Source organism: Flammeovirga aprica JL-4 (assembly GCF_012844305.1).
GTDB lineage: Bacteria > Bacteroidota > Bacteroidia > Cytophagales > Flammeovirgaceae > Flammeovirga > Flammeovirga aprica.
Genome location: NZ_JABANE010000010.1, coordinates 45,746 through 71,139 on the forward strand (window position 1 = coordinate 45,746; position 25,394 = coordinate 71,139).

Here is a 25,394-nt window from a genome sequence, read left to right on the forward strand (position 1 = left end):
TTTGTGTTATGTTAATCATCATGTAAAGCAATCAACTTTTCAACTGTTTTCCAGTTTCTAGTGGTTGCTTCTACACCTAATTTCTTTTCAAAATACTGATTGGATAACTTGGATTGACTGTATTTTCCTTGACAGCGTATAAAGACGAAGTTCTCATGAATAAAAAATTCATCTCCATTTACAGGGTAAACAATTTGCTCTAATTTATCTTTTTCAGGAATTGCAGAGAGCACCGTAAGGTGTAGACTATCTATTAATACGTTTTCCTCAAAATAGGGGTTGAGTTTTACAACATTTTTTAATGTTTGTAAATCAAACGTAATCACTGGTACCTCAAAACCGTATTTCTCTTGAATATCAGTTTTAATTTTTTGGTTGAACTCATTGAGCTTCAAAATAGATTGACTTACAAATAAAACGTTACCTGATTGAATATATGTCTGTAGCTGTTCCACTCCATATTGAGCATAAAGCTCTTTCAAATCTGCCATTAAGATTTTCCTCCGCCCTCCTACATTTATTCCTCTTAATAAACTTATATGCTTCATTTTGTAATATTTAATAAAGAAAGAAGTTTTTGATATTATGAATATATGAAGATTTAATTGTTTTTCTATGTTTCATTATTTAGCTTAGTACTATCAAAAAAACAATTCTTTAGTTCATCGAATATTTTTTTACATTAACAAATCTACTACTACACTTTTTTTAATGAAACAGCTGAACCTACTACTCCTTACATTATTTGTATCTTTTCACCTGTATGCAAAAAATCCTATACCGAAAAGAGTACATTTTGTGACTTTGGATAAAAGTATTGCCTATAAGGATATCAAAATTTCTAAGGTCAAAGCCATGTTACAAGATCAGAAAGATTTCCTTTGGATAGGCACTCAAGAAGGTCTTCTAAAATTTAATGGCGAAAAGTTTGATAGTTATACAAGAGAAAATACTAATCATGCTATTCCCAATAATGACATCGCCTCTTTGATTCAACTAAGCAATGGTGATATTTGGATTGGCACTTATGGAGGCCTTTGTATATACAATCCTGTCAAAGAAAAATTCAACACCTATCAACAAAAGGATCTCAATTTTAATGATATTTTAATTTCAGATTTTCTGGAAGACAAAAAGAAAAACCTTTGGATGGCTTCTTCAGACGGGGTGTATGTCAAGAAAAAAGATAGTGCTGGTTTCGAAAAGATACAATCGGATATAGAAATAGCTGAGGTTACTTCTATCATAGAAGATGAATACAATACCGTTTGGTTCGGGTCTTCCAAAGGGTTATTCTATATTGACAAAAAAGGACTGGTAAAGAAAGTCAACTCTTTTGAGAACGTTAATATACTTTCGTTAGCCCTTTCTATAGATAAAAAAGATATTTATGTTGGCTCATTCCAAGGACTGCACGCTATAAATGCTTACAACAAGAAAAAAATAAAGCTGAAGTTATCTGAAGAGATCAAAGAAGATGTGATCTGGACCTTACACAGTGACGTTAAGTCTGGCGTGATATGGGCTGGCGGTCAAAAAGGACTTATCAAAATATCAGGAAACCGCATTGAGAATATTCATTCTTACACAAATGGTGTTCAAAAAAAGTATAGAATCTATGATCTCTTTGTTGATAATGCCGGAACACTTTGGATTGGAACTGTTTTCAATGAGCTCTTAAAATACGAAACGGCAGAAAATAGATTTGAAACTTTTCGTAAGATTGAAGGAGATGAAAAATCGTTATCCTCTAATGTGATTCTTTCTTTCCTTGAACTAAGAAATGGTAATTTCTGGATTGGAACGGATGGCGGATCAATCAATGTGCTTAAAAATGATAAAGATGCCAACCTGTATTTTGATCCGTTGCTAAAAAATGATCCGCTGGAAAACAGTGTCATTTTAAGCATGGCTGAACACCCAACTAAACCATTAGTATATATCGCCACTTACACGATGGGTATTCAGGTTTTTGATTTAGAGAAAAATAAATTCGTAAAACCTTTTAACAGGCATACTACAAATGGAAAAATGCTGTCTGATGAAGTAAGACACCTTTCTTTTGATTTGAATGGACACTTATGGGGAGCAACAAAAGGAGGTATCATTCTGATCAATCCAGAAACTAGAAAACTACATGTTTACGTCAATGACAGCAAGCTGAAAACTTCATTAAGAAATGATGCAGTTCTAGAAGTAAAACATGACAAAAAGGGCAACCATTATGCTGCAACTTTCAGAGGTGTGAACATAAGCAGTGATAAGAATCTGAAGTATTTTGAGCATATCAAAATCCCAGGTAAAGACCAGAAAATTGCTACTACTTCAATGGACAAAAATGGTAATTTATGGATAGGCACTTTAAATGAGGGTGTTTTTGTATATAACCCTACTTCAAAAGAATTCATCAAAAGCATCAGCAAACCTCAAATACCATCTAACAGCATCTTTAAAATAGAAGAAGACAGTCAAGGAGATTTCTGGATCAGTTCTTCTAATGGTTTGATTAAAATGGATGTTGATACTTATGAAAGTAAAGTATTTGGGGTGATTGACGGTTTACAAGATGATCAGTTTGCCTATGGATCGTCTTATAAAACCAATGACGGGTTAATGCTTTTTGGAGGAGTAAATGGTTTCAGTGCTTTTTACCCTGAAGATATTATCAGCAATCAATACAAGCCGAAATTGGCGATACAAAGCTTATTGATCAACAACAAAGAGTTAAAGCCTAGCAATGAGAATTCACTGCTTGAAAAAAGCATTCTGTTTACCAATAGAATTAATCTGCATTATAATCAAAACAATATCAAGATAAGGTTTGTGGCCTTGAATTATACTTATTCTGGTTTTAATCAATACAAATATCAGCTGGAGGGACTGAATGATGAATGGGTGGATAATGGCAACTCTAATGTCGCTCAGTTTTCTAATTTATCGCCTGGAAAATACACTTTCAAAGTAATAGGAAGTAATAATGATGGTATTTGGAATGAAGAGCCTGTTTCTTTAGATATCATCATCACTCCTCCTTTCTGGCAAACATGGATCTTCAGGCTTTTAGTTGCCATTATCCTCGTTTTGGTGGTTGTTTTGATCATCAATTACAGAACAAAACAATTAGAAATTCAGAAAAATATACTCGAAGCTGAAGTAAAAAGTAGAACGAATGAGCTGGCAGAATCCAATCAGACACTGCAGATTCAGCAACAGGATTTACAAGCAAAACATGAAGAGTTATTAATTCAAGCAGAGGAGATTTCTAAACAGAGAAAATTCCTGACAGAAAGAAATGAAGAGCTTCAAACTGCAAATTCTACGATCAATCATCAGATGCAAACCATACAGGATAGTATTCGCTATGCTGAAAACATTCAATCAGCCATCCTTCCTTCTAAAGAGGAGCTGACCATAGGCAGTGATGTGGAAGTGATCTTCAGGCCGAAAGATGTAGTATCTGGCGATTATTACTGGGCATTTAACCATAATGGCTACCAATACAGAGCCGTGGTAGATTGTACAGGTCATGGCGTTCCCGGGGCATTTATGTCTATGTTAGGATACTCTATTCTAAACAAGGCAATCAACCAAGTTCAAGATTCCAATCCTGCTGAAATGCTGGAAATTCTACGTAAAGAAATTTACACTTCATTACGCCAAGAAGTTTCTAATAACAGTGATGGAATGGATATTATTCTAATGGCAAGATCGCTGGAAAATAAAGAAAGTATTTTGTTTGCTGGAGCTAAAATACCGCTTGTAGTCTGGAGAAAAGAGAAAGGTGAGGTGGAAGTATTACCAACTGATAAAGCAAGAATTGGAGGTAATCACCGCTCTACTAAAAAGGAATTTAATTTATACACTACAAATATTCAAGAGGGAGATCTTATCTATCTCTACACGGATGGTATTGTAGATCAAGCCAATCAAGAGAAAAAGAAAGTCGGTTCAAAACAGATGTATGAATTGATTGCTTCTATCGGCGATAAAGAGTTGGACAGACAGAAGTTTGCTTTTGAACAGCTTTTAGAAGAGTACTCTCTGCAGAGAGACGATGTTACTCTGATCATCTTGAAAGCCTAATGAGTTATGAGTTATGAGTTAAGAATGAAGAGTTAAAAGTTAAGGTGGTTTTGATTGTCAGATTACTTTACATGACAAGCCTTTTGAGTTAAACCAAAAGTGTCAGATATAAAAAATTGACGTTTGAGATATCACACCTCTTAACTCTTAACTCTTAACTCTTAACTCAATTTATATTCTGATTTCAATATCGACATGATGATTTTATCATGAAATTCACCATCTCTTAGCGCCGCATTTCTCAACCTTCCTTCTTCCTTAAAGCCCGCTTTTTTATAGGCTTTTACTCCTCCTTGATTAGGTACAGAAACGGTTAGCATAAGGCGTTCTAACTCTTTTTCTACGAAAGCAATTTCAATAATTTGCCTTGTTACCTCCGTGCCTACTCCTTTACTCCAAAAGTCTTTATTGCCAATAAAAATATAATACTCTCCTGATTTATTGACGCTCGAAAGGCTTGAAATTCCAGCATACCCTACAAATTCTTCATCAACATATATGCCCAATGAAAGGGTTTTCGTGTCTCTCAAAACACCTTTATACCAAAAATCAATATCCGCTTCTGTATTCAATTTCTGAAAAAGAGAAAGGGAATAACGGATCACTTCAGGGTCATTGAGCCATTGATAAAAGGAAGTTACATTTTCTTTCGAAAGCGGTTTTAATGCTATTACTCTACGTCCCAATAGTAAAAATTATGTTCTGTATCTAATTTAAAACCTACTGCAGGGTAAAGCTGATTTCCTACAGCATTTGTTTTCTCCGTTTCTAAAATCAATCCAGCAGCATCAGAGATTTTTGCCAGGTTTTTGGCCTCTCCCATCAAAAGTTTTGAAGCCCCTTTTCCTCTGTGAGCAGGTGAAACAAAAAGATCGTTTAGAAGCCAAAGTCTTTTCATACGTGTTGATGAAAAAATAGGATAGAGCTGAACAAATCCAATTAAATGCCCCTCATCTTCTACTACAAAAATACTGCTTTCTCCTCTTTCCGTTCTGTCTTGTAAAAATTGCTTTGCACCCTCAATGTCGCTTTCTTGTTTATAGAAAACTCTATAGGCATCAAACAATTCAGCCAACTGCTCAAAATCGGTAAAATTCGCTTTTCTAACTTTCATATGAAGGAAATTTTAATTCTTTTCTAAAACAAACACTATCATCATTACCAATATACTGACCGTAATTAGGTGTTTTATCAAATCCATATTTCTCATACAAACCTATCGCCTCAGGCAACATCAATCCTGTTTCCAGCACAAGTGCTTTAAGGTTCATGGCTACTCCCCACTCTTCTAATTCCTGTAACACTTTTGTAGCGATTCCTTTCCCTCTCTGATCTTGAAGAACATACATTCTCTTCACTTCAAAAACTCTTTTTTCAAACTCTTTCATGGCACCACAGCCTACTACTTTTCCTTCACTGTATGCTAATATTACATGGTCAATTTCTTCCAACCCATTGTATTGCATATAAAAATCATTGTCATCGCCATTTCTTACGGCTAGATCTTCATTCAGCAGTTTTACCAAATGTAAAAAATCTCGGTGTTTAGCATCTGTTTTGATAAGAGTTATCATAGTTTCATTTTAATTCTAGGTTTTCAACTATTTCAGGAAAAACATTACGGTAGTTTAAAGCTTGTTTAATATGGCCTAAATGATGGTTGCAATGCCAAGCATAAATGCCAATATTTTCCTTTAAACGCGTCTGTTCTTCAGATTCTGGGTGGAAAAAAGTTCTGTCTAATTCTTCCTTGGTCAGTCTCTCTAACAAATATGTCCATTTTTTATGAAGAAAGGCAATCAACTGTAAAGTATCTGTCAAATCTTCCTCTTGACTATCCACCAACTCAGCCCATCGGTCTTCAAAATAAGGTCTGATGGAAGGGTTATCTTCTGTCAAAGCCAACTTGAAACGGATATAACTGTTCATATGACTATCTGCACAATGATGTACTACTTGTTTAATATTCCATCCTCCAGGCCTGTAAATGAGGCTCAACTCTTCTGTTGATAAATTTTCGACCAGCTCTTTGAGTCGAATGGGAAATACCTTTATTTCATGTATCCAAAGTGTAATTTGGTTCTCTTGGATGTAAGTAGGAACCTCAAATTTTCCAAAAGGAAATCGAAGTGTTTCAAGTGTAATCTGGGAGTTGTTCATAAGATCAGTGAATTTTTATATTTGTTAGAAGTTGTGATATGGCTTTGGTATCTCGGCCAGTTTCCTCATAATGTTTTTGCACTAATCGTGCTACATTTTCAGAATCCTGATACCTCCCCAATTTATAATATAAGTGTGCTTGTGTGTCGAGATAATTGAATGAATTTTTCTGGGAAATACTAAAAGTAACCCATTTCAATGCTTCTTCCAGCTGTTCTGTTTTATCTGAGTGCTGATAGTAATACCAAGCCCAATCATTGCATTTTTTCAATTCAGACGCATTAGGTTTTGATTGAATGTACCTGAAGTTTTTTCGGATGGATTCAAAAGCTTTTTCTTCATTGCCAATCGAAAGAAAAAAACGAGGTTCATAACTGAATGCTATTCGAAGTGCTATCGTATTGGGCATCACTTTTTTCAACTGATCCATCTTCTCTTCAAAAGACACCACATCTTTCTCTTTTAAAGAAGATGAAAGTGTATTTTTTGCAAGACCTTTGTATATATTATTCATTTTCTGCGGTGAATAGATATCCGCAAACAAAGGCTTATACCTTACAAAAAAGCGGAAAGCTTCTGAATCCACATCTGAATTAAATAAAATCTGGCTTACCGCTGATTTCACCCTCTTGTCTTCCAAATTTTTAGGTTGGAGTAATGTAAACAGCTTGTCATTTGTAGCATGATCCATCACTCCTATATCATAAGAAGCCAAGGAATAATTTAAATATTCTTCAAAACTCAACTCCTCCCCTTTTTCCACTTTACCTCTTAAAGTATAAAGCTGAAAGCTTGGTGAAAGTGCCTCTTCTCCTTTGTCAAGAAATACATTAGGTGACAATTTCCCTTTCGCCTGATGTAGAATTTTACCAGATGTTGAAAAATACAGATGTGAAGGAAAAGACCTCACATTATAATTTGACGCAATAAAACGTCCAAACTCAGAATGAATATCCACCTTATAACTCACAAAATGCTCATTATAAAAAACGGCTACTTCTTTGTCGTTGTACACGTGCTGATCCATCTCCTCACAAGGTTCACAGTAGGGTGTAAATACACCAACATATACTTTCAAGTCTTTTTGCCTTGCTTCTTCTAACAGTTCTTCCCATTGGCCTTCAAAAAAATTAACTCGTTGCGCGATAAGAGGGTGTGCAAAAAACACCCCAATTAAAAATAATAATTTTTGTTTGATCATTGGTAATGGTTTGCTTGAGATTCCCGATATAAAAATTATGATATTGATTATCAATAGCTTTCATCAAACATTTCTAAATTCATTTTACTTAAAAATTAAAACGGATTCAAAAAATGTACTACGTAAATTACATGTTGTAAGAGATAAAAAGAATCAACTCGAAAGTAATGATAACTTCTATCAATGTGTAAATGTTTATCAACACAAGATACATTTTTAGAGCATGCGTGTCAATGAGTGTTATAAATCTTCTTTATTTTCATACTTTATTCACTGTAGAATGTACCTTTGTGGAAACATAAATTTTGAAAAAGTGACATTTGACGAATTAAAGCTAAATAAGTTTATTCTAAATGCGATTAATGATTTAGAATTTATCAACGTAACTCCAATTCAGGAGCAAGCCTTTCCGGTGATTGGAGCGGGGAAAGATATGATTGGTATTGCTCAGACAGGTACGGGTAAAACGCTTGCCTATCTTCTGCCTATTCTTCAAAATTTAAATTTCTCTAAGCAATATGAGCCGAGAGTACTGATTATTGTGCCTACTAGGGAACTTGTAGCACAAGTTGTGGAGGAAGCAAAAACACTCTCTAAATATCAGTCATTGAGAATATTGGGAGTGTATGGCGGGGCCAATATCAATACGCAAAAACAATACGTGAATGAAGGTGTGGATATTCTGGTAGGTACTCCAGGTCGAGTATACGATTTAGCGTTGTCAGGTGTTTTGAAACTCAAAGCAATTCAAAAATTTGTGATTGATGAGGTGGATGAAATGCTGGATTTAGGTTTCAGACCTCAGCTTACTCGCTTGATGGATTTATTACCTCCACGACGTCAGAATGTAATGCTTTCGGCCACCATCACTGATGAAGTGGAAGAAATTATTAAGACGTTCTTCAGACAACCTATTAAAGTAGAAATTGCAAAAACGGGTACTCCTGCTGATAAAGTCACACAACGTGCTTATCATGTACCTAACTTCTTTACGAAGGTTAACCTACTGGAATATCTTTTGGGTAATGAGCCTGAAATGGAAAAGGTGTTGATTTTTGTTAGAAATAAGAAATTAGCAGACCGTCTTTTTGAGATGATTGAAAAGCTATTCCCTGAAAAAGTGGGTGTGATTCATTCCAATAAATCTCAGAATTACCGTTTCAGAATGGTTGATGAATTTGATGAAGGGAAATTGAAAATTCTTGTAGCCACAGATATTATTGCGAGAGGTCTTGATATCAAAGGCATTACGCATATCATCAACTTTGATACACCTGAAATTCCTGAAGAATATATCCACAGAATTGGTAGAACGGGTAGAGCAGATGAAAAAGGTTTGGCCATAACATTCATCAATGAGGTAGAACAAGAATACCAGATGATGATTGAGGAATTGATGAAAAAGCCAATTCCATTGGAACCTATGCCGGAAGAGGTGAAAATTTCAGATATCTTCACGGAAGAAGAAAAACCTAAACTTTCTACCAAAAATTACTTTGTCACTAAAAAGACAAATGATGCTTCAGGGGGCGGTGCTTTCCATGAAAAAGTGGGAATTAACAACCCTGCCAACCAAACTAAAAAAGTGCATAGAGGCCCTAAGAAAACAAAGCCCGTGAACAGAGGTAGATTGAAGAAAAAATTCAGAAAAAAATAATAGATGTTTTTTTAATGAAGAATTAAGAAAAAATGGATCGTATTGTGATTCATTTTTTCTTAATTCTACATTCTTAATTCTTCATTAATTCTGTCTCTTTTCATTCGTTATAGAACAGAAGAAAATCAACTTATATACTTTTTCCCAAAATCACTTCTTTACGCTCTCCTTCCCTTTCAATGACTAACACTCGAACTGCACTTTGATCTTTATCCGAACGGAAATTGCACCATTCATCCTCACTAATGGCTTCTAAGTTTTCTCCATTTACTGAAATAATTTTGTCTTTTAGCTGTATTCCTTTTTCTGAAGCCTCTGAGCGTTCATAAAGATTTTTGACGTATACATTCCCGTCCTCCTTGTTGTAACCATAAGAATATCCAAAATCATTTTCAGCAGTTCTAGAAATGTTATTTCTCTTCAGTTGAATTTTCTTATTGTTCCAATCTAGAATAACATGATAGTATTTGAAGATTCCACTGCCTACTAAATTATTTCGTTCACCATCAAAATGTACTTTCTCCTGTTGGAAATCTAGACCATTCCCTAAAGAAAATAAATCTACATCTCCTTTATATGTTTCTGAGGGTATTTCATCACCATAAAGACCAATTCCAGCAACGCCATATCCTTTCCAAAATTTAGTATCAGGTACGTGCTTCATGACTTTTTCACTAAGACAAACAGTACCTCCATAACCAAAGTCAATCGTGGTGTCTAATATTTTTTTACCATTTAAATAAGTGAATATTGCGGGTACGCCTCCAAAACCTTCAAAAAACTTAACAGAACTGAATCCTTCTAAAGGTTTCTCAAGACTTGCCAAATCATTTGCTATGACAATTTCTTTTCTCTCATAATCAATATACCAAGTAGCATGTCGAAATAAATTACTGCCTAACAACCCGTCTGCATCAAGGCACTTGACAGTTGGTATTGACTTTAAATCTAGAATCATTGTCCCAATATCAGAAAATATTGTATTACCTATTTCAATACTACTCACTTTTGTAAATTCATTTATTTGGTAATGATTATTTACATCATAAATCTTCTGAGAAGTAATAATATCCGCACCTATTTCTTTCATTATTTCAGGTGAAATGATACATGCAGGTGCTCCAGTATCAAAAATAAAACGGTAAGATTCGTCTTTGATTTTAGCTTGAAGAATAATCAATCCCATTTTGGTCTCAAATGGAATCACAGTTCGAAAGTTTTCTTGGGTATGTCCAGAATTGATGACTGAGACGAATTTTCGATTACAACCAATAGAGGTGAAAAATAGAAGGAAGAAGAGTATTGTTTTTGAATTGAACATAAATAATAGTTTGTTTTTACTTTACTATTAAAAATGGCACACAACTCAAACAATAGGTTGTCCAATAAAAAATGTAGAATGAAAAGGTTGATGATAGCGTTTTCGCCTTAGATCACTACCACCCCTTCATTCTACATTCTTAATTCTACATTCAAATACTATCCTTTACCCCAAAGAAATTCCAAAGTATAAGGACTTCCTCCAGAAGTAAAAATAGAACCATCGACAAACCTGTATTTTTCATTGAGATCTGCAATTTCTCTTAGATCCCAAGGCGTCAATTTTATTTCTGATGAAGCTAAATTCTGTCTTAGTCGGTCTTCATGCACTGACTTTGGAATTGCTACAGTTTCTCTCCTGTTGGCCCATGCCAGCATAATCTGCGCAGGACTCGCATCATGTTTTTCTGCAATTTCTTTCAACAGCTCATTTTCTAATAAAACAGGCGGGTTAGCACCATCTTCAAATGATAAACTATCCTTTGTGCCTAGCGGAGAGTAAGCCGTCAGAATAATATCATAGGCATCCGCGTATTCCATCATTCTTCTTTGCTGGTTTAGAGGGTGCATCTCAATTTGGTTTACCACCGGAGCTATTGTAGCATTAGTGAGGATATTTTCCAAGTGCTCGATACTAAAATTGGAAACCCCAATGGAATGTGTCTTTCCAGCGGCTACCAATTCCTCCATTGCTTTCCAAGTTTCAAGAACAGGTGCTTCCTCAGCCGTTAGAAACTCCTCTCTTTTTTGAGTAAATTTCACTCCAGGCTTGTAAGCAATTGGCCAGTGAATCAAATACAAATCCAGATAGTCGAGTTTCAGGTCCTGCAACGTTTTGTCAATTGCCTTTGGCACATCCTCTTTCAGGTGAGAGTCATTCCATAATTTTGAAGTAATAAAAAGGTCTTCACGTTTCACAATGCCTTTGTCGATACATTCTTTTATTGCATCTCCTACTTCAGGTTCATTGCCATAGATAGCCGCACAGTCAATGTGTTTATAACCTATTTCAATCGCTTTTTTCACAGCGTTAAATACTTCTCCTGGCTCGGATTTCCAAGTGCCTAGTCCAATGGCAGGAATTTCTTTTCCGTTATTTAATTTAAAGGTTTTGCTCATGCGTAATATAGTTTTTTAATAGGTTTTTGTTCTATGAATATACAACTGAATATCCTGATAAAAAAGAGCTTAATGGAAAGGTAAAATTGAGGTTACTCATTAAGTGCTAACTGTTACTGTTGAAATCCACTTCTAAAAACTTTGAATGGTTACTGTATACGGGCATTTTCACACAAAAAAGTGTTTAGATTTAAAATAATTGATCACACTTAACGCTGAATTTCAGGAGGGTTATTTTTAATTTATCTCAATAAAAATAAATAGACTGAAAGAAACTATTAAAGAAAAAGCCTTAGATTTGGACCCTGAGTACCTTATACTAACATTATTCTTCACCAAAATTAAAAGATCTAAATTAAGTACTAGACAAAAGAAAACGGATAATTTTAGGTTAAGATTTTTTATTCTAATCGAGGCAGATTTGCAGAGCATAGCCTTAGTTACGCGATAAAAATCTAACGAAGAGTAGGATAAAAAAGATAAGATAAACTATCCGTTTTCTTCTGTTCTGGTACTTTTCAAACCGGAGCATTAAATCTCTCATAAGTGTCAAATTATACCAAACATCTTTTACTTTCGAATAATAATCGGTGCGTACTCTACATTGTTCTTATTTTTAATCTAATCCAACTCAATAGAATGGCTAGACTAAGCATTTCAAATCTCACAAAAACCTACGATAATGGCGTAAAAGCCCTAAATAACATTAGCCTTGAAATTGAAAGTGGAATGTTTGGGTTATTAGGACCCAACGGTGCAGGTAAATCATCTTTGATGAGGACCATTGCCACCTTACAAACTCCTGATCAGGGAAGCATTACTTTAAATGGAATTGACGCACTAAATGAGCCTGAAGCTTTGAGAAGAGTGTTGGGATATCTACCACAAGAATTTGGCGTTTATCCTAAAATCTCTGCTGAGGAACTATTAGATCATATTGCTGTTCTGAAAGGTATTTCAAAAACTAAAGAAAGAAAGGAGCTGGTAGACTATCTTCTACAAAAAGTAAACCTGTACGAAAAAAGAAAAAAAGCGGTAAAAAGCTTCTCTGGCGGTATGAAACAGCGTATTGGCATTGCACAGGCATTGATTGGAGATCCTAAGCTGATCATTGTCGATGAACCTACTGCAGGGCTTGATCCTGGGGAAAGAAACAGGTTTCATAACTTGCTGGCCGATGTGGCTGAAAGTGTCATTGTGATCCTTTCTACGCACATAGTGGATGATGTAAAAGAACTTTGCTCTGATATGGCGATCATGAACAAAGGAGAAATAATGTATAAAGGTACTCCTCAAAATGTACTGAGTGAACTGGATGGCCTTGTTTGGGAGAAAACTGTAGCACGCAATACTGTTGAAACTTACCAAGCACAACATAAGGTTATTTCTAATAAAATGAACTCAGGAAAGTCGGTGATTCATGTACTGCATCATGAACAGCCTGAGGAAGGTTTTGTCAATGTAAAGCCTGACTTGGAAGATGTTTTCTTTGCTAAAACTTCCGCATCAATTATTGCTGACTAAAACGACTTTCAACATGTTTAAAGAATTTTATGGTAGAGAAGTCCGCGCTGCTTTAAAACAGCCGATGATCTACGTTTTTACTATTTTATTAGGATTATTAGCTTTTGGAGCGGTATCTAATGACAGCATTGTTGTTGGTGGTTCCATTGGGAATATACAAAGGAACAGCCCTCATATCATTATGAAAATGGGGTTGGTCTTCTCATTACTGGGTCTATTTATTGCCACTGCGTTTTTCAATAATGCGGCATTAAGAGATTTCAATAATAATTTTGATGACATCCTGTTTACTACGCCCATCAAGAAAAAGGATTACTTTATGGGTAGATTTCTGGGAGCTTTCACATTAGCTATTTTGCCTTTTATAGGTATATATATAGGTTTTATTCTAGCCACATTTATTGCTCCGGCAATGGGTTGGGTAGATCCTGAAAAAATGGGCCCTGTATCTATGGCTGGCTTTATGGCCAATTACTTTTTAGCCATTATCCCCAATATATTTATAGCAGGTGTTATTATATTTTCTGTAGCTTCTATTTTCAGATCCACCGCTATTTCTTTTTCTGGAACCATGCTATTGTTTTTAGGATACAGTGTAGCATTATCTTTCAGTTCAGACCTTGAAAATGAAGTACTATCCGCTATGCTGGACCCGTTGGGTTTATCAGCATTTAAACTGGACAGTAAATATTTCACTCCTCAAGAAAAAAATACACTCACACCTGCATTCAATAGTTTTATCACTTATAATAGAATGATATGGCTATTGGTAAGTTTTGTTCTATTAAGGGTATTCTATGGATTTTTCTCTTTTGAGAAGAAAACGGGAAGAATCAAAAAGAAGAAAGAGGAAGTCAGTCAAAAAGAAGAGGTTTTTTTTAATAAACCAACCACCTATAGCCACTTCTCTCAGTTTACTGATTTTGCCCAATGCTATAGCTTCACAAGAATCCACTTAAAAAATATTATAAGCAACAACACCTTCAAAATATTATTGTTATTCAGCTTTGTACAACTGATTGCTATATTGTTTGAAGGCTATGAATACATGGGATTACAGTCCTACCCTGTAACCTATATGGTGGTAGAGGATATACAAAACAGTACTATGATTTTCCTTATGATTATCATGGTGTATTACTCCGGCGATCTGCTTTGGGAAGACAGAGACAATCATCTCAACGAAGTGATAGATGCAAGTCCGCACAGTAGTTATGTTTCCTTGTTCGCAAAATTCTTCGCTATCAATATTAGTATTTTTATTATCTATTTCAGTCTTAGCCTTTTAGGAATACTCTATCAGTTAGGATCAGGATTTACAGATATCAATATTGACGCTTATATACTATCATATGCACTTAATATAATGCCTATGATTGCCACATGGACAGCAGTAAACATACTGATTCATACATTAGTCAATCATAAATTCATTGGTTTTGGTCTATCGATAATAATGATGTTTGCCTTGGAGTTTACATTGAGTGCGTTAGACATTTCTTCTAGGATGCTTAATATTGCGAGTGCTCCAAGTATTATGTTTTCGGATATCAGCGGTTATGGCCCTTCTTTTATCTCCTCCATTTGGTTTAACCTTTACTGGACGCTATTCGGTATCATCGTATTATTGATAACAGGCTTATTATCCAACCGAGGTACTAGTCATAGTCTTTTGAAAAGAATTCAAATCATTCCTAGAAAAATGGATACCAATTTTATTGGTGCTACAGGAACATTGTTTATTGTTTGGGTAAGTATTGCCAGCTTTATTTATTACAATACCCAAGTACTGAACCCCTACAAAACAGCGGATGAAAATGAGTTGCTTCAAGTAAAATATGAACAGAAATACAAGCGATATGAAGGGATCAACACCCCTAAAATTGTTGATGTAGAATACAATGTGAATATTTTCCCTGAAGAGAGAAATATCTATACTGTGTCAAATTTAAAAGTAGTCAATGAGAGTGAAGAAAGTATTGACACCTTAATGTATTCCTACAATGACGATTGGGAGATTCAGTTTGAAATTCAAAATGCAGTGGAAGTACTGCATGATAAGGAACTTGGTGTAAAGCAGTTTGTATTACAGCGACCTCTTCAAAAAAATGATTCTTTAGAAATTGTTATACACGCCAATTATATCACCAAAGGATTCAAAAACGGTGGAGAAAGCAACATGATTCTAGAAAATGGCACTTTCTTCAATAACCTTGTTTTCTTGCCATTCTTCGGTTACAATGCTTCTTTAGAATTAAGAGATCGTTTTAAAAGAAAAGAGCATAACCTTCCAAAAAGAAACCGTATGCCTTTACTGCACGATCACTGCGGTCCGGAATGTGAGCAAAACTACCTTTCCAACGGTCAGTCTGATTGGGTAACAATTGAAACTACAATCTCAACTTCCTCAGATCAGATTGCAATTGCTCCCGGCAGTTTAACTAAACAGTGGACAAAGGACAACAGAAATTTTTATACTTATAAAGTAGACCACAAATCTCAGAATTTTGTATCCTTCAACTCCGGAAAATATGAAGTGGCAAAAAGGCAATGGAAAGATGTAAGTATGGAAGTGTATTACGACCAAAAGCATAGTGTAAACGTAGAAAAAATGCTGATGGCTATTGAAAACTCCCTGGACTATTATACAGAAAACTTCGGCCCTTATTATTTAAAACAAGCTCGAATTATTGAGTTTCCAAGGTATGAAAATTTTGCACAGGCCTTCCCTGGCACAATGCCTTACTCTGAGTCTTTTGGATTTATAGCCAACTTAGAAGATGAAGAAAAAAACAATGTTGTTGATGCTATCATTGCTCACGAAATGGCACATCAATGGTGGGCACATCAGGAAGTGGGAGCGAATGTTCAAGGTGGTACATTGCTGACAGAAAGCCTGGCAGAGTATTCATCATTGATGGTCATGAAAAAAGCATCCAATAATGATGATATAAAAATGAGAAACTTCTTGAAATACGATTACGACCGTTACCTGAAAGGAAGAGGTTCTGAAAGAGAAAAGGAGTTGCCGCTGAAAGAAGTAGAAGATCAAATGTACCTTCACTATGGTAAAGGCAGTATCATCATGTATGCTTTACAAGATTTTATTGGAGAAGACAGTGTGAACGCGGCTTTGAAAAGTTTCCTTACAGAGTTCAAATACAAAGCACCTCCTTATCCTACATCAAATGATTTCTTAAGACATCTGCAACCCAAAGTGCCTGACTCATTACAGTATCTGATCGGGGATTGGTTTGAAGATATTACGCTTTATGATTACAGAATCAAGGAAGCTTCTCTCAGTGAAATTGACTCCAACAGTTATGAGGTTTCATTGCAAGTTGAGGCGAAGAAAATCAAAGCTGATTCTATTGGAAATGAAGTTAATGTCCCTGTGAAAGAATGGGTGGAGATTGGTTTTTATCAAGACAATGATGAAAAAGAACTCTTCTATACTGAGAAAGTTTTTCTTCAAAATGAATCACAAACTATTCAAATAAAATTGGATAAGAAGCCTGTAAAAGCGGCTATTGACCCTAAAAGGTTATATGTGGAAAGGGTTATTAATGACAATTCAAAAAAATTATAACACCTTTTGAATTAAGTTTTAATAGTTAAAAAATTTGCTTGTGTTATGGCTCATGAAGTATTATTTATGAGTCACAACATAAGCATTTTTTCTTTATTTATCATTCCACATTAAAACACTCCCTCTTGTTTTCTCCTACTGCTTCCATCAATTGAAGTAAACGGAGAAATACTTGCAATAAATACAAATCAAAAATTCATTCTTCCTCAAAAAGTAAATGTTTTCAGTATTTTTAAACCACTATTAATTATAGTTCTCAATTGCTTCAATACATTTTACTTCAGTCTAATGAAATATTTCTTATTCTTTCTTTTATTATCCCTTCTATCCACATTTTCTTATGCACAGGAAACTTCCCCTCAAAATGACAAAGTTCATAAAAGAGAAGAAGCACATGGCCGTTTAAAACACCATAGGGTTGCACTTATGTGGGGACACAGCTATGTCCCAAAAGGGTTTAGTGGTACCAATAATACGCTAATTGTTCCTACAATAGGTCTAGAATATGAATATTGGTTTTCTCATCATTTTGCATTAGGACTTTCTAATGACCTTGAACTGCAAAACTATGTGATAGAAACTAGTCATGGAGAAGAATTCGAGAGAGAATATGTATACATTGGAGCATTAATGGCCTTTGTTGAATTTGCTCACCTATGGGTAGTTGGCATTGGACCAGGTATTGAAATAGAGCACAACAAAAACTTTGCTGTGATTAAGGCTTCTATTGAAAGAGAATTTCCTATTGTTGGAAAAGGGGGATGGGACGTTACTCCTATGTTGAGCTATGAATTAAAATTTAGAGGTGAAAACGGATCTTATGATGCCATTACTTTTGGTTTTGCTATTGGAAAGCGTTTTTAGTATTTCAAATCAAATAAAACTACCATTACTTCCAGTGTCTTAAACAAAAAAGTCACCCCTGCATACACAAAGGTGACTTTCTATTTATTGTCATGATCAACTCTTAGAAGTTAATCTGCATTTGTATTCTTAATAAGTTACCCGCTTGATCTACAAATTCACGAGTACCATGATCTGCTGTAGAACGATCAGCAATCACATACATTGCTACAATTTCATATGCAGGGTTAGGTTGCCATTCTACACCAATCTCCAAGTCATTTACCCTGTAAGCTCTAGCATCCGCTTCAAATTTCTTACCTCCATGGTAATACAGGTATCTTGAGAAAGGAAAGAACGTATGGTTTTTATAGTGAATCTTACCATAAAGCATCGCATAACCACCATGTAAGTTTTTCTCTTTTACTAACTCTGATGCCGGGTCATACTCTGGGCCAACACCGTAGTTATATTCCGCTTGAAAACCAATAGGCTGTGGATACCAAACAAAAGTACCACCCACTCTGGCATCTTTGAAATTATGACCTGTTGCACTTACTAGCGTCATCTCACCATTACCATTATCCACTTCTGTGTTTAAATCTTGAGAAGCATTTGGTAAAACATATTGTCCAGCATAACCATGAACTGAAAGCTCCATAATTTGATTGTTGGCAAATTGGAATGGCCATGATGCTCTTGCTACCATATGCAAGTTGGCGTTTTTATCTGGCTGATTGATACCTTGTCCGTTGAAAGCACCTAAAGCAAAAGTACCATAATTACCACTGTGCTTTAAGTTATTTTCTTTCATATATTCATATACCTTTCTCACTTTCTGTGGTGTATGATATAATACAGCCATCAAATCACGTTCGTTAGGCAGTGCTGAGTTAATAGGATCTGAACGGTCCAAAGGAAGACGGAATTGAGAAGACTGCATGTTTTCAAACCCGAAAGGCACTTTACTCTGACCCACTCTCACCCAAGTAGATTTGTGATGATCAAAATATAAGTCCATGTAAGCATCTCTCAGTGTTGGCGAACCCGCAAAGTCAGCTTGCATATAGACATACACATTGTCTAATAACCAACCACTAACCTTTAAACGAACTCGTCTCAAGGAAATACCTTTGTCCGCACCCCAGTTTTTGTCCATCTGCGGTACAGATAAATCAGGGTTTGTTTCAAAAAGTCCGTTATATCTCGCCTGAATATAACCACTCACTTTAATTCTATCCGTCCATTCTCTAGGTAAAGACTTCTGAATAAGCCCCTCTCCATCCTGCTCTGGATTAAACAAAGTATCTACTTTTACTTCATCCTCAACAGAGATGTCTTGAGCTAATAAATATGTGTTCGATATGAAAATTAAAAGACACAAAGTGATAAGTCCTTTAACCGATTGTTTTAATAACTGTTCCATTAAATCAAGTTCGTATATGTTTGCGATTGCAATGTTAAACCGATTTTATTTTAGTTTTTTAAGCTAATTAAACAATTAACATACAGTTAATACACAATACACCTAAAAGACATATTAGAGAATCAAATGTGTACAAAATGTTTCTTTATTTCTCATATAACATAAAATACCGCCTCATAAACTCTTATACATGTTTCAATTAAGTCCTCAAAATCAGTACTTAATTGTTAATATTACGTTTTTAGTATTTACAGTATATTTAAATTTATTAACATTAAGTACATATTAACAAAACATTAAGAGTTTAAAATTTAATTTTAGATGAACCTAAAATTAATTATCAATAAAAATGCTACAAATATTAATTAAATGTTAATATACCTATTCTAAGAAAAGAAATAACTATTCTATAAATCTCCTTTTTAAAACCTGAAAATGAAGCAATTTCCTTTACCTAAATCGTATGGATATTTTACAATTAAGCACTAGGCTAAAAGGTAGTTTCTTAATGAAGGATAAAGAATAAAATGGATTTTGATGTGGTCGTTCAGTGATCATTATAACACAAGACATAACGGCTTACATTCAATTTTTGATAGAATATAATTTAATGATGTTCCCCTTAGGAATGTTACATTAAAACTTCCTTCCAAACACCATAAAACAGAGCATTCTACACCCTTCTACACCACCTCATCATATAAAAAACAGAAAAGGCTGCCTCTTTGATTGAGACAGCCTTTTCTGCTTCTATAATATATCTTTGCTCTGCTTATAGAGCTAATTATCGTATGCTTATTTTTTATTTCCAGAAAACTCAGAAACCCAAAGGTTGACCGTTCTACCTAATCTAATTTTAGGATGTCTTCCAGTTTCTTCATTAGGCTTTGCGTGTGGAGATTGTCTTACAACTACACCAGGAATAGTATCGTATTGAACATATTTCACAGAACCTACTCCTAAACCTAAACCGTACAAAGTAAACTCAGCATCACCTTCAGTCATACCAATAAGGTTTGGTACTTTTGTAAGAGGATTACCCATACCATCACCCACAACAAGATCGATTGTATCTCCTTTCAGCACCTTGAATCCACTTTTCAGAACATCTTTAGAGATAGATTTACCTTTGTACTTCACCTCCAAAACGTTATTTACAAATTGATCTGGCTTTCTGTCAATAGAACCAATTTTCAAACCTAAGTTTTTAATTCTTACTACAGCATTTTTCAATGAACCATCAATCAAATCTGGCAGTTTAATCGCCGCAGGCTTCGAAGGGTTTACTGTCAAATAGATTTTCCTGTTATCTTTTACTTTTTCACCAGACAAAGGAGTCTGTGATAAAACTGTAAGATAAGGAAGGTCTGGATTATAATTGACAGGTGCAGAATCAAAGACTTCATAACGTAGTCCTGCCGATTCCAACCTCTTAGTAGCATCATCAATAGATAAACTATCTATATCCGGTACAGTAACAGTTTGCCCGTGTTTTGTTGCTGCAGGGAGATATAAGTAAAAAAACATGATGGCCAGTAAAACAGTGGCAACAATCATTAATACCACATTAATAAATAATGCAGAGGGAGTATCTCCAAAAATTAACTTTTTCAGTTTGTCTTGATCCATAATTAATTTAGCTATGATTAAAGTAATAGAGTTATCACCCTTCTACTTAGCTTCAGTTCTCTTTATTCCGTAATCTAAAATACTATCAATAAAATCAAAAGGCTTGTAGCCATTAATTGCCGCTTGGTGGAAAATACAAGTTGCTGGCGTCATACCAGGAAGAGAATTGACTTCAATCACAATCGTCTCTACTCTTTTCTCTTCTTTCCAGATTCTCACAAAAGCATCTATTCTACAATAACCCTGTACGTTCAGTTCTTTGGCTACATGTTCTAAATCCTTTCTCACGGCTTCAGAAATCCACTTTTGCTCTTCAGCATTTGGTGAGAAACGAGGCGGCGTAATATTCTGCCCTTCTCCAGCCAAGAATTTTTCTTCTAAAGACAAGATTTCACCACTTGCCAAAGCTTCTGACGGTTCGAATACCTCATAAGTACGTGTACCATCTTCATGCCATTGCGTAAGCATACCGCCTGTGATTTCAAGGAAATGATCTGAATCCAAAGGACTGATCAATTCTTCTATTAAAATACAGGTCTTACTTGGGAACTCTTCGTTTTTATCAAGATCAAGTTTGATTCTTAAACCTTCCTCCACTTCTTCACTTTCTCTGAAAATCGCTTCGGCAAAGTTCTCTAACTGCGTTCTTGATTTGATCATCATCACAGCAGAGCTACATCCATCATCCGCAGGCTTTGCAATCAATGGATATTTGAAGTCCTTTTCCACCTGATCAATTGCATCCACAGCATTGGCTAACCAATCTTCCTTCTGCAGTAACATATGTTCTGCTACAAAAACGCCTGTTTTACGAAGAATTTCTGTAGTCATGTATTTATCAATAGTGATTTCTGAGCTATCTACATCAGAACCATTATAAGGAATACCTTTCACATTTAAGTGTTTCTGAACGGCTCCATCCTCACCCGGTCTACCATGTAATGCAATAAACACGGCATCCACTCTTTCTTTCAACAGATCATAATTCAAAGGCTTTGGATCAAAACAAGCATCCGCTGCATACTTTTGAGTAATCGGTTTTGCCTTCTGAATAGCTTCCACTAATACATCATGTTTTTCACCTTTCAATGCCTGATCAATCTTCAATTTGATATCATCAGCATTGTCCTTCAACATAATATTAATCGGCAATTCATACAATTCATGATGATCAGCTGATCCTGTCAAGAAAATCGGGATGGCCTCATACTTATCAGAAGACGCTAATTTCTCGTAGATATTTCTTCCACTTTCAACAGAAATATGACGCTCTGATGAGTAACCACCCATAATCACACCTACTTTCTTAGTCTGCTTCTCCGCCACACTCAATGCTTCAATCTTATGATCAAGCTCTTTCAGCATTGGTTTTGCTATTCTTGTGTTCTTTCCTGATCGGATTCTACAAGCTAATGACGTACGAATAATGAATGTCAAGAATTGTGATGGGTTTAAGCCAATTTCTGCTGCCTGATGGAAGAAGAAAGACGAAGGCATCATTCCAGAAGTAGTGTTCGGGTCATTCAAATAGACCGTTCCATCTTCCGTCACAAAACCGTCAATACGAGCGTAAACATCAAACTGTAATTTCTTGTACAAGTTTTCACAATCTTCCTGAATTTCTCTTACCTTTTCAATCGGCAAATCAATCGGCGTCACCTTACGGCTCATACCGGGCAGGTATTTCGATCTGTAATCAAAAACACCTTCATTTCCTCTTACAATTTCTGTTGGAGGCAAGGCCAAAGGATTTCCATTTTCGTCTTCAATAACGATACATGAAAATTCTCTACCTTTTATATGTTCTTCAATCAATAATGCTTCTTCCGCATCCAAAGACTGAAGTGCTACTACTGCTTTATTATTAGAAATTAATTGCTCATTTAAATATTCTAATAATGATTTTGGATCATAAATCACCAAATCATCATCTCCCAATACATAAACAGGCAAACCGATTCCAAGACGTACATCTGTAAAATCATGAATGTAACGCACTTTGGCATCGTCCTCTAATTCTTTCCAGAAAGACTGCTCCACTTCTTCAATAAAGAGTGATTTCTTTGCCGCTTTATGGAAAGCGTCCACATCATCTTCCTTCACAATACTCACCCCCAAAGAAGAACCTTGTCTTGGTGCTTTCACTACTAGTGGCATTCCTAATTTATCTTTTAAAGATTGGAATGTCGTATTGATAGCATCTGCAGTTAAGTCCTCTTCAGTGATCACATCAAAAGAAGGCGTGGTCAATTTCAGGTCTGTAAACAGTTTTTTCTGAGTGATTTTATCAATTCCAATTGCCGACGACAATACGCCTGCACCTGAGTAAGGAATATTATACCACTCCAACAATCCCTGCAAATTGCCATCCTCTCCATAAGGACCGTGCAATGCCAGAAATGCAAAATCAAATAAATCTGAGAACTCGTTAGGATTTACTTTCTTTCCAACTTTAGAAGCCATTTCACTAGCTTGCTCTTCAGAAAGTTTCCCCAATGATTCCACATACATTTGAAACCCTTGCAAGTCGCTTGGTATACTGCTTACCGGTAGATAAAAATCTCTAACAGTACCTTTATATACATATGACCAGTCTAAATGAATAAAATGGCCTAAACTATCTACAAATATTGGAACAGGTTCGAAAAGTTGTTTGTTTAAGTTATCATAAACAGTTCTACCGCCTGCAAATGAGATTTCACGCTCTCGTGAAATGCCTCCAAAAAATATCCCTACTTTGATCATGATATGCAATTTTTCAACTTCCAAAGAAAACCACTAAGTTCTTACTCTGTTTTCTTCAGACAATTACGCCTCAAAAATACAAGAAAAATTATTATCTAATAGCACTATACTACTCCTTGTGAGAGTTTGTTCTTAAAAATAGGATTCATTGATGATAATTATTTCACTTTCAATTGGATTAAGTAGAAAATTATATGATTTTGTAAATAATTATTTAAACTTTACTTCGACAGAACATGTGTAATTATTTCAAACTATTACTAACAGTAGCTCTTTTTACCTCTATTTTTTCGAGCTGTCAGAAAACAAATGAGGCACATATCAGCAAATCTCAACAGCAAAACACCAATCTCGACATCTTCTTTGATAGTGTTTTCAATGCTGATTTAGAACAAAACCCAGAAGCGCTCACCTATAGAGGAGACAAACGTTTTAATGATCAATGGAATGATTATTCTGAAAAAAGCTTCTTCAAGCATCTAGAAAACAAGAAAAATGCACTCCGAAAAGCCAATGCGCTCAAAGCTTCGGATTACTCTAAAGACAGAGTGTTGAGTTTGGAACTTTTCAAATATGAACTCAATCTAGACTTAGAAGGAGAGCGTTTCCGTCATTATGATTATACTTTCAATCAGATGTATGGCGCTCAAAGCAATCCGGCTTCTTTTTTAATCGGTTTTCATCAGATTAAATCACAGAAAGATGCAGAGGATTATATCAGCAGAGTTGAGAAAATTCCAGTGATGATGGAGCAACAAATTCAGAATGCTTTGCAAAGCGAGAAAGAAGGATTTGTGCTACCAAAATTCCTTTTTGCAAAGGTTTTGAGCGATTGTAATAACCTTCTGGAAGGAAAGCCAATTTCAAAATCAGAAAAAGTACATCCCATTGCCAATGATTTCTATACAAAGCTAGAGGGGATTGAAATGAACGACAAAGACAAAAAAGAACTGATCAAAAAGTTTGATTTGGCAATGACACAGCAGTTTGCTCCTACTTATAATAAGTTGGTAAAAGTATTGAAAGAACAAGAGCAAAGAGCCAATAATGATGCTGGTGTTTGGCGTTTGAAAGATGGTGAAGAATACTATGCTTATCGTTTGAAAAAAATCACCTCTACAAACTTTACAGCAGAACAAATTCATCAGATGGGCTTAAGAGAAGTGGCACGTATTCATGGCGAAATGAAAAAAATCAAAGAACAAGTAGGTTTCAAAGGCGACCTGCAAGAGTTCTTCGTTTTCATGAAAAAAGACTCTCAGTTCTATTATCCTAATACGGAGGATGGTAAAAAAGCCTACTTGGCAGATGCTACCGCTATCATTGATAATATGAGAAAAAAGCTAGATGAACTGTTCATTACTAAACCTAAAGCGCCTATTGAAGTCAAAAAAGTGGAAGCTTTCAGAGAAAAAACAGCGGGAAAAGCGTTTTACAATGATCCTGCAGTAGATGGTTCACGCCCTGGCTACTATAATGCTAACCTTTATGATATGAATCAAATGCCAAAATATGAAATGGAAGCCTTGGCTTATCATGAAGGTATTCCTGGGCATCACATGCAAATTGCCTTGACTAAAGAACTGAAAGGTTTGCCTGAATTTAGAAAGGAGGCACACTACACTGCTTATATTGAAGGATGGGGATTGTATGCAGAGTTTATTCCGAAGGAACTTGGTTTTTACAGCGATCCTTACTCTGATTTCGGTCGCTTAGCCATGGAATTATGGAGATCTTGCCGTTTGGTTGTAGACACAGGAATCCACGCCAAGAAGTGGACAAGAGAAGAGGGCATTGCTTATTATGTTGATAATACTCCTGCTGCCTATGGACAATGCGAGAAAATGGTGGACCGACATATTGTTATGCCTGGTCAAGCGACAGCCTATAAAATTGGTATGATGAAAATTCTAGACCTTAAAGATAAAGCTAAATTAGAGATGGAAGATCAATTTGATATCAGGGCATTCCATGAAGTTGTGCTCTGCAACGGTCCTCTCCCATTATCGATTTTAGAGAAATTGGTGGATGAGCACATTCAAAAAAATACATCAACTTTATAAGAAATAATTTAGTAGTTCAATTGATATCCATTACA

At 35.4% G+C, this 25,394-nt stretch carries 17 protein-coding genes; 6 read left to right on the forward strand and 11 right to left on the reverse strand.

The annotated features are described in order from the left end of the window. Window positions 1-11: 11 nt before the first annotated feature. Window positions 12-548 (reverse strand): DUF1697 domain-containing protein, encoded by a 537-nt coding sequence (locus HHU12_RS05395; RefSeq protein ID WP_169655708.1) that lies wholly within the window; start codon window positions 546-548, stop codon window positions 12-14. Between the two features lie 163 nt (window positions 549-711). On the opposite strand from HHU12_RS05395, the gene HHU12_RS05400 reads away from it, so the two are divergent. After that, window positions 712-4,083 (forward strand): two-component regulator propeller domain-containing protein, encoded by a 3,372-nt coding sequence (locus HHU12_RS05400; RefSeq protein ID WP_169655710.1) that lies wholly within the window; start codon window positions 712-714, stop codon window positions 4,081-4,083. A gap of 161 nt (window positions 4,084-4,244) precedes the next feature. Here HHU12_RS05400 and HHU12_RS05405 read toward each other — a convergent pair whose 3' ends face one another. From HHU12_RS05405 to HHU12_RS05425, 5 genes are read right to left on the reverse strand one after another with little or no spacing between them, the layout of a single operon-like run. Beyond that, window positions 4,245-4,769 carry a GNAT family N-acetyltransferase gene (locus tag HHU12_RS05405; RefSeq protein ID WP_169655712.1) on the reverse strand — a complete coding sequence of 175 codons (525 nt, stop codon included), beginning with the start codon at window positions 4,767-4,769 and terminating at the stop codon, window positions 4,245-4,247. After that, window positions 4,754-5,197, reverse strand: a complete 444-nt coding sequence (locus HHU12_RS05410; RefSeq protein ID WP_169655714.1) for a GNAT family N-acetyltransferase — start codon at window positions 5,195-5,197, stop codon at window positions 4,754-4,756. The genes HHU12_RS05405 and HHU12_RS05410 overlap by 16 nt, the downstream gene beginning before the upstream one ends. Continuing rightward, the gene (locus HHU12_RS05415; RefSeq protein WP_169655716.1) at window positions 5,187-5,657 is read right to left on the reverse strand and encodes a GNAT family N-acetyltransferase; all 471 of its coding nucleotides are present in this window, start codon (window positions 5,655-5,657) and stop codon (window positions 5,187-5,189) included. Before HHU12_RS05415 ends, HHU12_RS05410 begins: the two co-directional genes overlap by 11 nt. A 4-nt stretch (window positions 5,658-5,661) precedes the next feature. After that, window positions 5,662-6,243, reverse strand: coding sequence for a YfiT family bacillithiol transferase (locus HHU12_RS05420; RefSeq protein ID WP_169655718.1), 582 nt, complete (start codon window positions 6,241-6,243; stop codon window positions 5,662-5,664). A 4-nt stretch (window positions 6,244-6,247) separates the two neighbouring features. Beyond that, a complete protein-coding gene (locus HHU12_RS05425) occupies window positions 6,248-7,444 on the reverse strand; it encodes a thioredoxin family protein (protein ID WP_169655720.1) in 1,197 nt (398 codons plus the stop codon). 313 nt (window positions 7,445-7,757) lie between these two features. Between HHU12_RS05425 and HHU12_RS05430 the strand changes: the two genes are divergently transcribed. Next, on the forward strand, window positions 7,758-9,101 hold the full coding sequence (locus tag HHU12_RS05430; protein WP_169655722.1) for a DEAD/DEAH box helicase: 1,344 nt from the start codon (window positions 7,758-7,760) through the stop codon (window positions 9,099-9,101). 130 nt (window positions 9,102-9,231) lie between these two features. On the opposite strand, the gene HHU12_RS05435 is transcribed toward HHU12_RS05430, so the two are convergent. Together HHU12_RS05435 and HHU12_RS05440 are read right to left on the reverse strand one after the other, a co-directional pair. Continuing rightward, window positions 9,232-10,422, reverse strand: coding sequence for an aspartyl protease family protein (locus HHU12_RS05435; RefSeq protein ID WP_169655724.1), 1,191 nt, complete (start codon window positions 10,420-10,422; stop codon window positions 9,232-9,234). Window positions 10,423-10,580: 158 nt separating this feature from the next. Beyond that, on the reverse strand, window positions 10,581-11,540 hold the full coding sequence (locus HHU12_RS05440; protein ID WP_169655726.1) for an aldo/keto reductase: 960 nt from the start codon (window positions 11,538-11,540) through the stop codon (window positions 10,581-10,583). A 639-nt stretch (window positions 11,541-12,179) separates the two neighbouring features. Here HHU12_RS05440 and HHU12_RS05445 point away from each other — a divergent pair. The 3 genes from HHU12_RS05445 to HHU12_RS05455 all read left to right on the forward strand — a co-directional run bounded on the left by HHU12_RS05445 (window position 12,180) and on the right by HHU12_RS05455 (window position 17,517). Beyond that, a complete protein-coding gene (locus tag HHU12_RS05445; protein ID WP_169655728.1) occupies window positions 12,180-13,064 on the forward strand; it encodes an ABC transporter ATP-binding protein in 885 nt (294 codons plus the stop codon). A 13-nt stretch (window positions 13,065-13,077) separates the two neighbouring features. Then, window positions 13,078-16,653 (forward strand): ABC transporter permease/M1 family aminopeptidase, encoded by a 3,576-nt coding sequence (locus tag HHU12_RS05450; RefSeq protein ID WP_169655730.1) that lies wholly within the window; start codon window positions 13,078-13,080, stop codon window positions 16,651-16,653. 288 nt (window positions 16,654-16,941) lie between these two features. Then, window positions 16,942-17,517 carry a hypothetical protein gene (locus tag HHU12_RS05455; RefSeq protein WP_169655732.1) on the forward strand — a complete coding sequence of 192 codons (576 nt, stop codon included), beginning with the start codon at window positions 16,942-16,944 and terminating at the stop codon, window positions 17,515-17,517. Window positions 17,518-17,620: 103 nt separating this feature from the next. On the opposite strand, the gene HHU12_RS05460 is transcribed toward HHU12_RS05455, so the two are convergent. The 3 genes from HHU12_RS05460 to HHU12_RS05470 form a co-directional block, all read right to left on the reverse strand. After that, a complete protein-coding gene (locus tag HHU12_RS05460; RefSeq protein ID WP_169655734.1) occupies window positions 17,621-18,922 on the reverse strand; it encodes a porin in 1,302 nt (433 codons plus the stop codon). 795 nt (window positions 18,923-19,717) lie between these two features. After that, window positions 19,718-20,551, reverse strand: coding sequence for a PASTA domain-containing protein (locus tag HHU12_RS05465; protein ID WP_169655735.1), 834 nt, complete (start codon window positions 20,549-20,551; stop codon window positions 19,718-19,720). A gap of 42 nt (window positions 20,552-20,593) precedes the next feature. Then, complete coding sequence (locus HHU12_RS05470; RefSeq protein WP_169655737.1) at window positions 20,594-23,296, reverse strand: D-alanine--D-alanine ligase family protein; 2,703 nt, start codon at window positions 23,294-23,296, stop codon at window positions 20,594-20,596. A 236-nt stretch (window positions 23,297-23,532) separates the two neighbouring features. Here HHU12_RS05470 and HHU12_RS05475 point away from each other — a divergent pair, with 236 nt between their 5' ends. Continuing rightward, window positions 23,533-25,359 carry a DUF885 domain-containing protein gene (locus HHU12_RS05475; RefSeq protein ID WP_169655740.1) on the forward strand — a complete coding sequence of 609 codons (1,827 nt, stop codon included), beginning with the start codon at window positions 23,533-23,535 and terminating at the stop codon, window positions 25,357-25,359. Window positions 25,360-25,394: the final 35 nt, after the last annotated feature.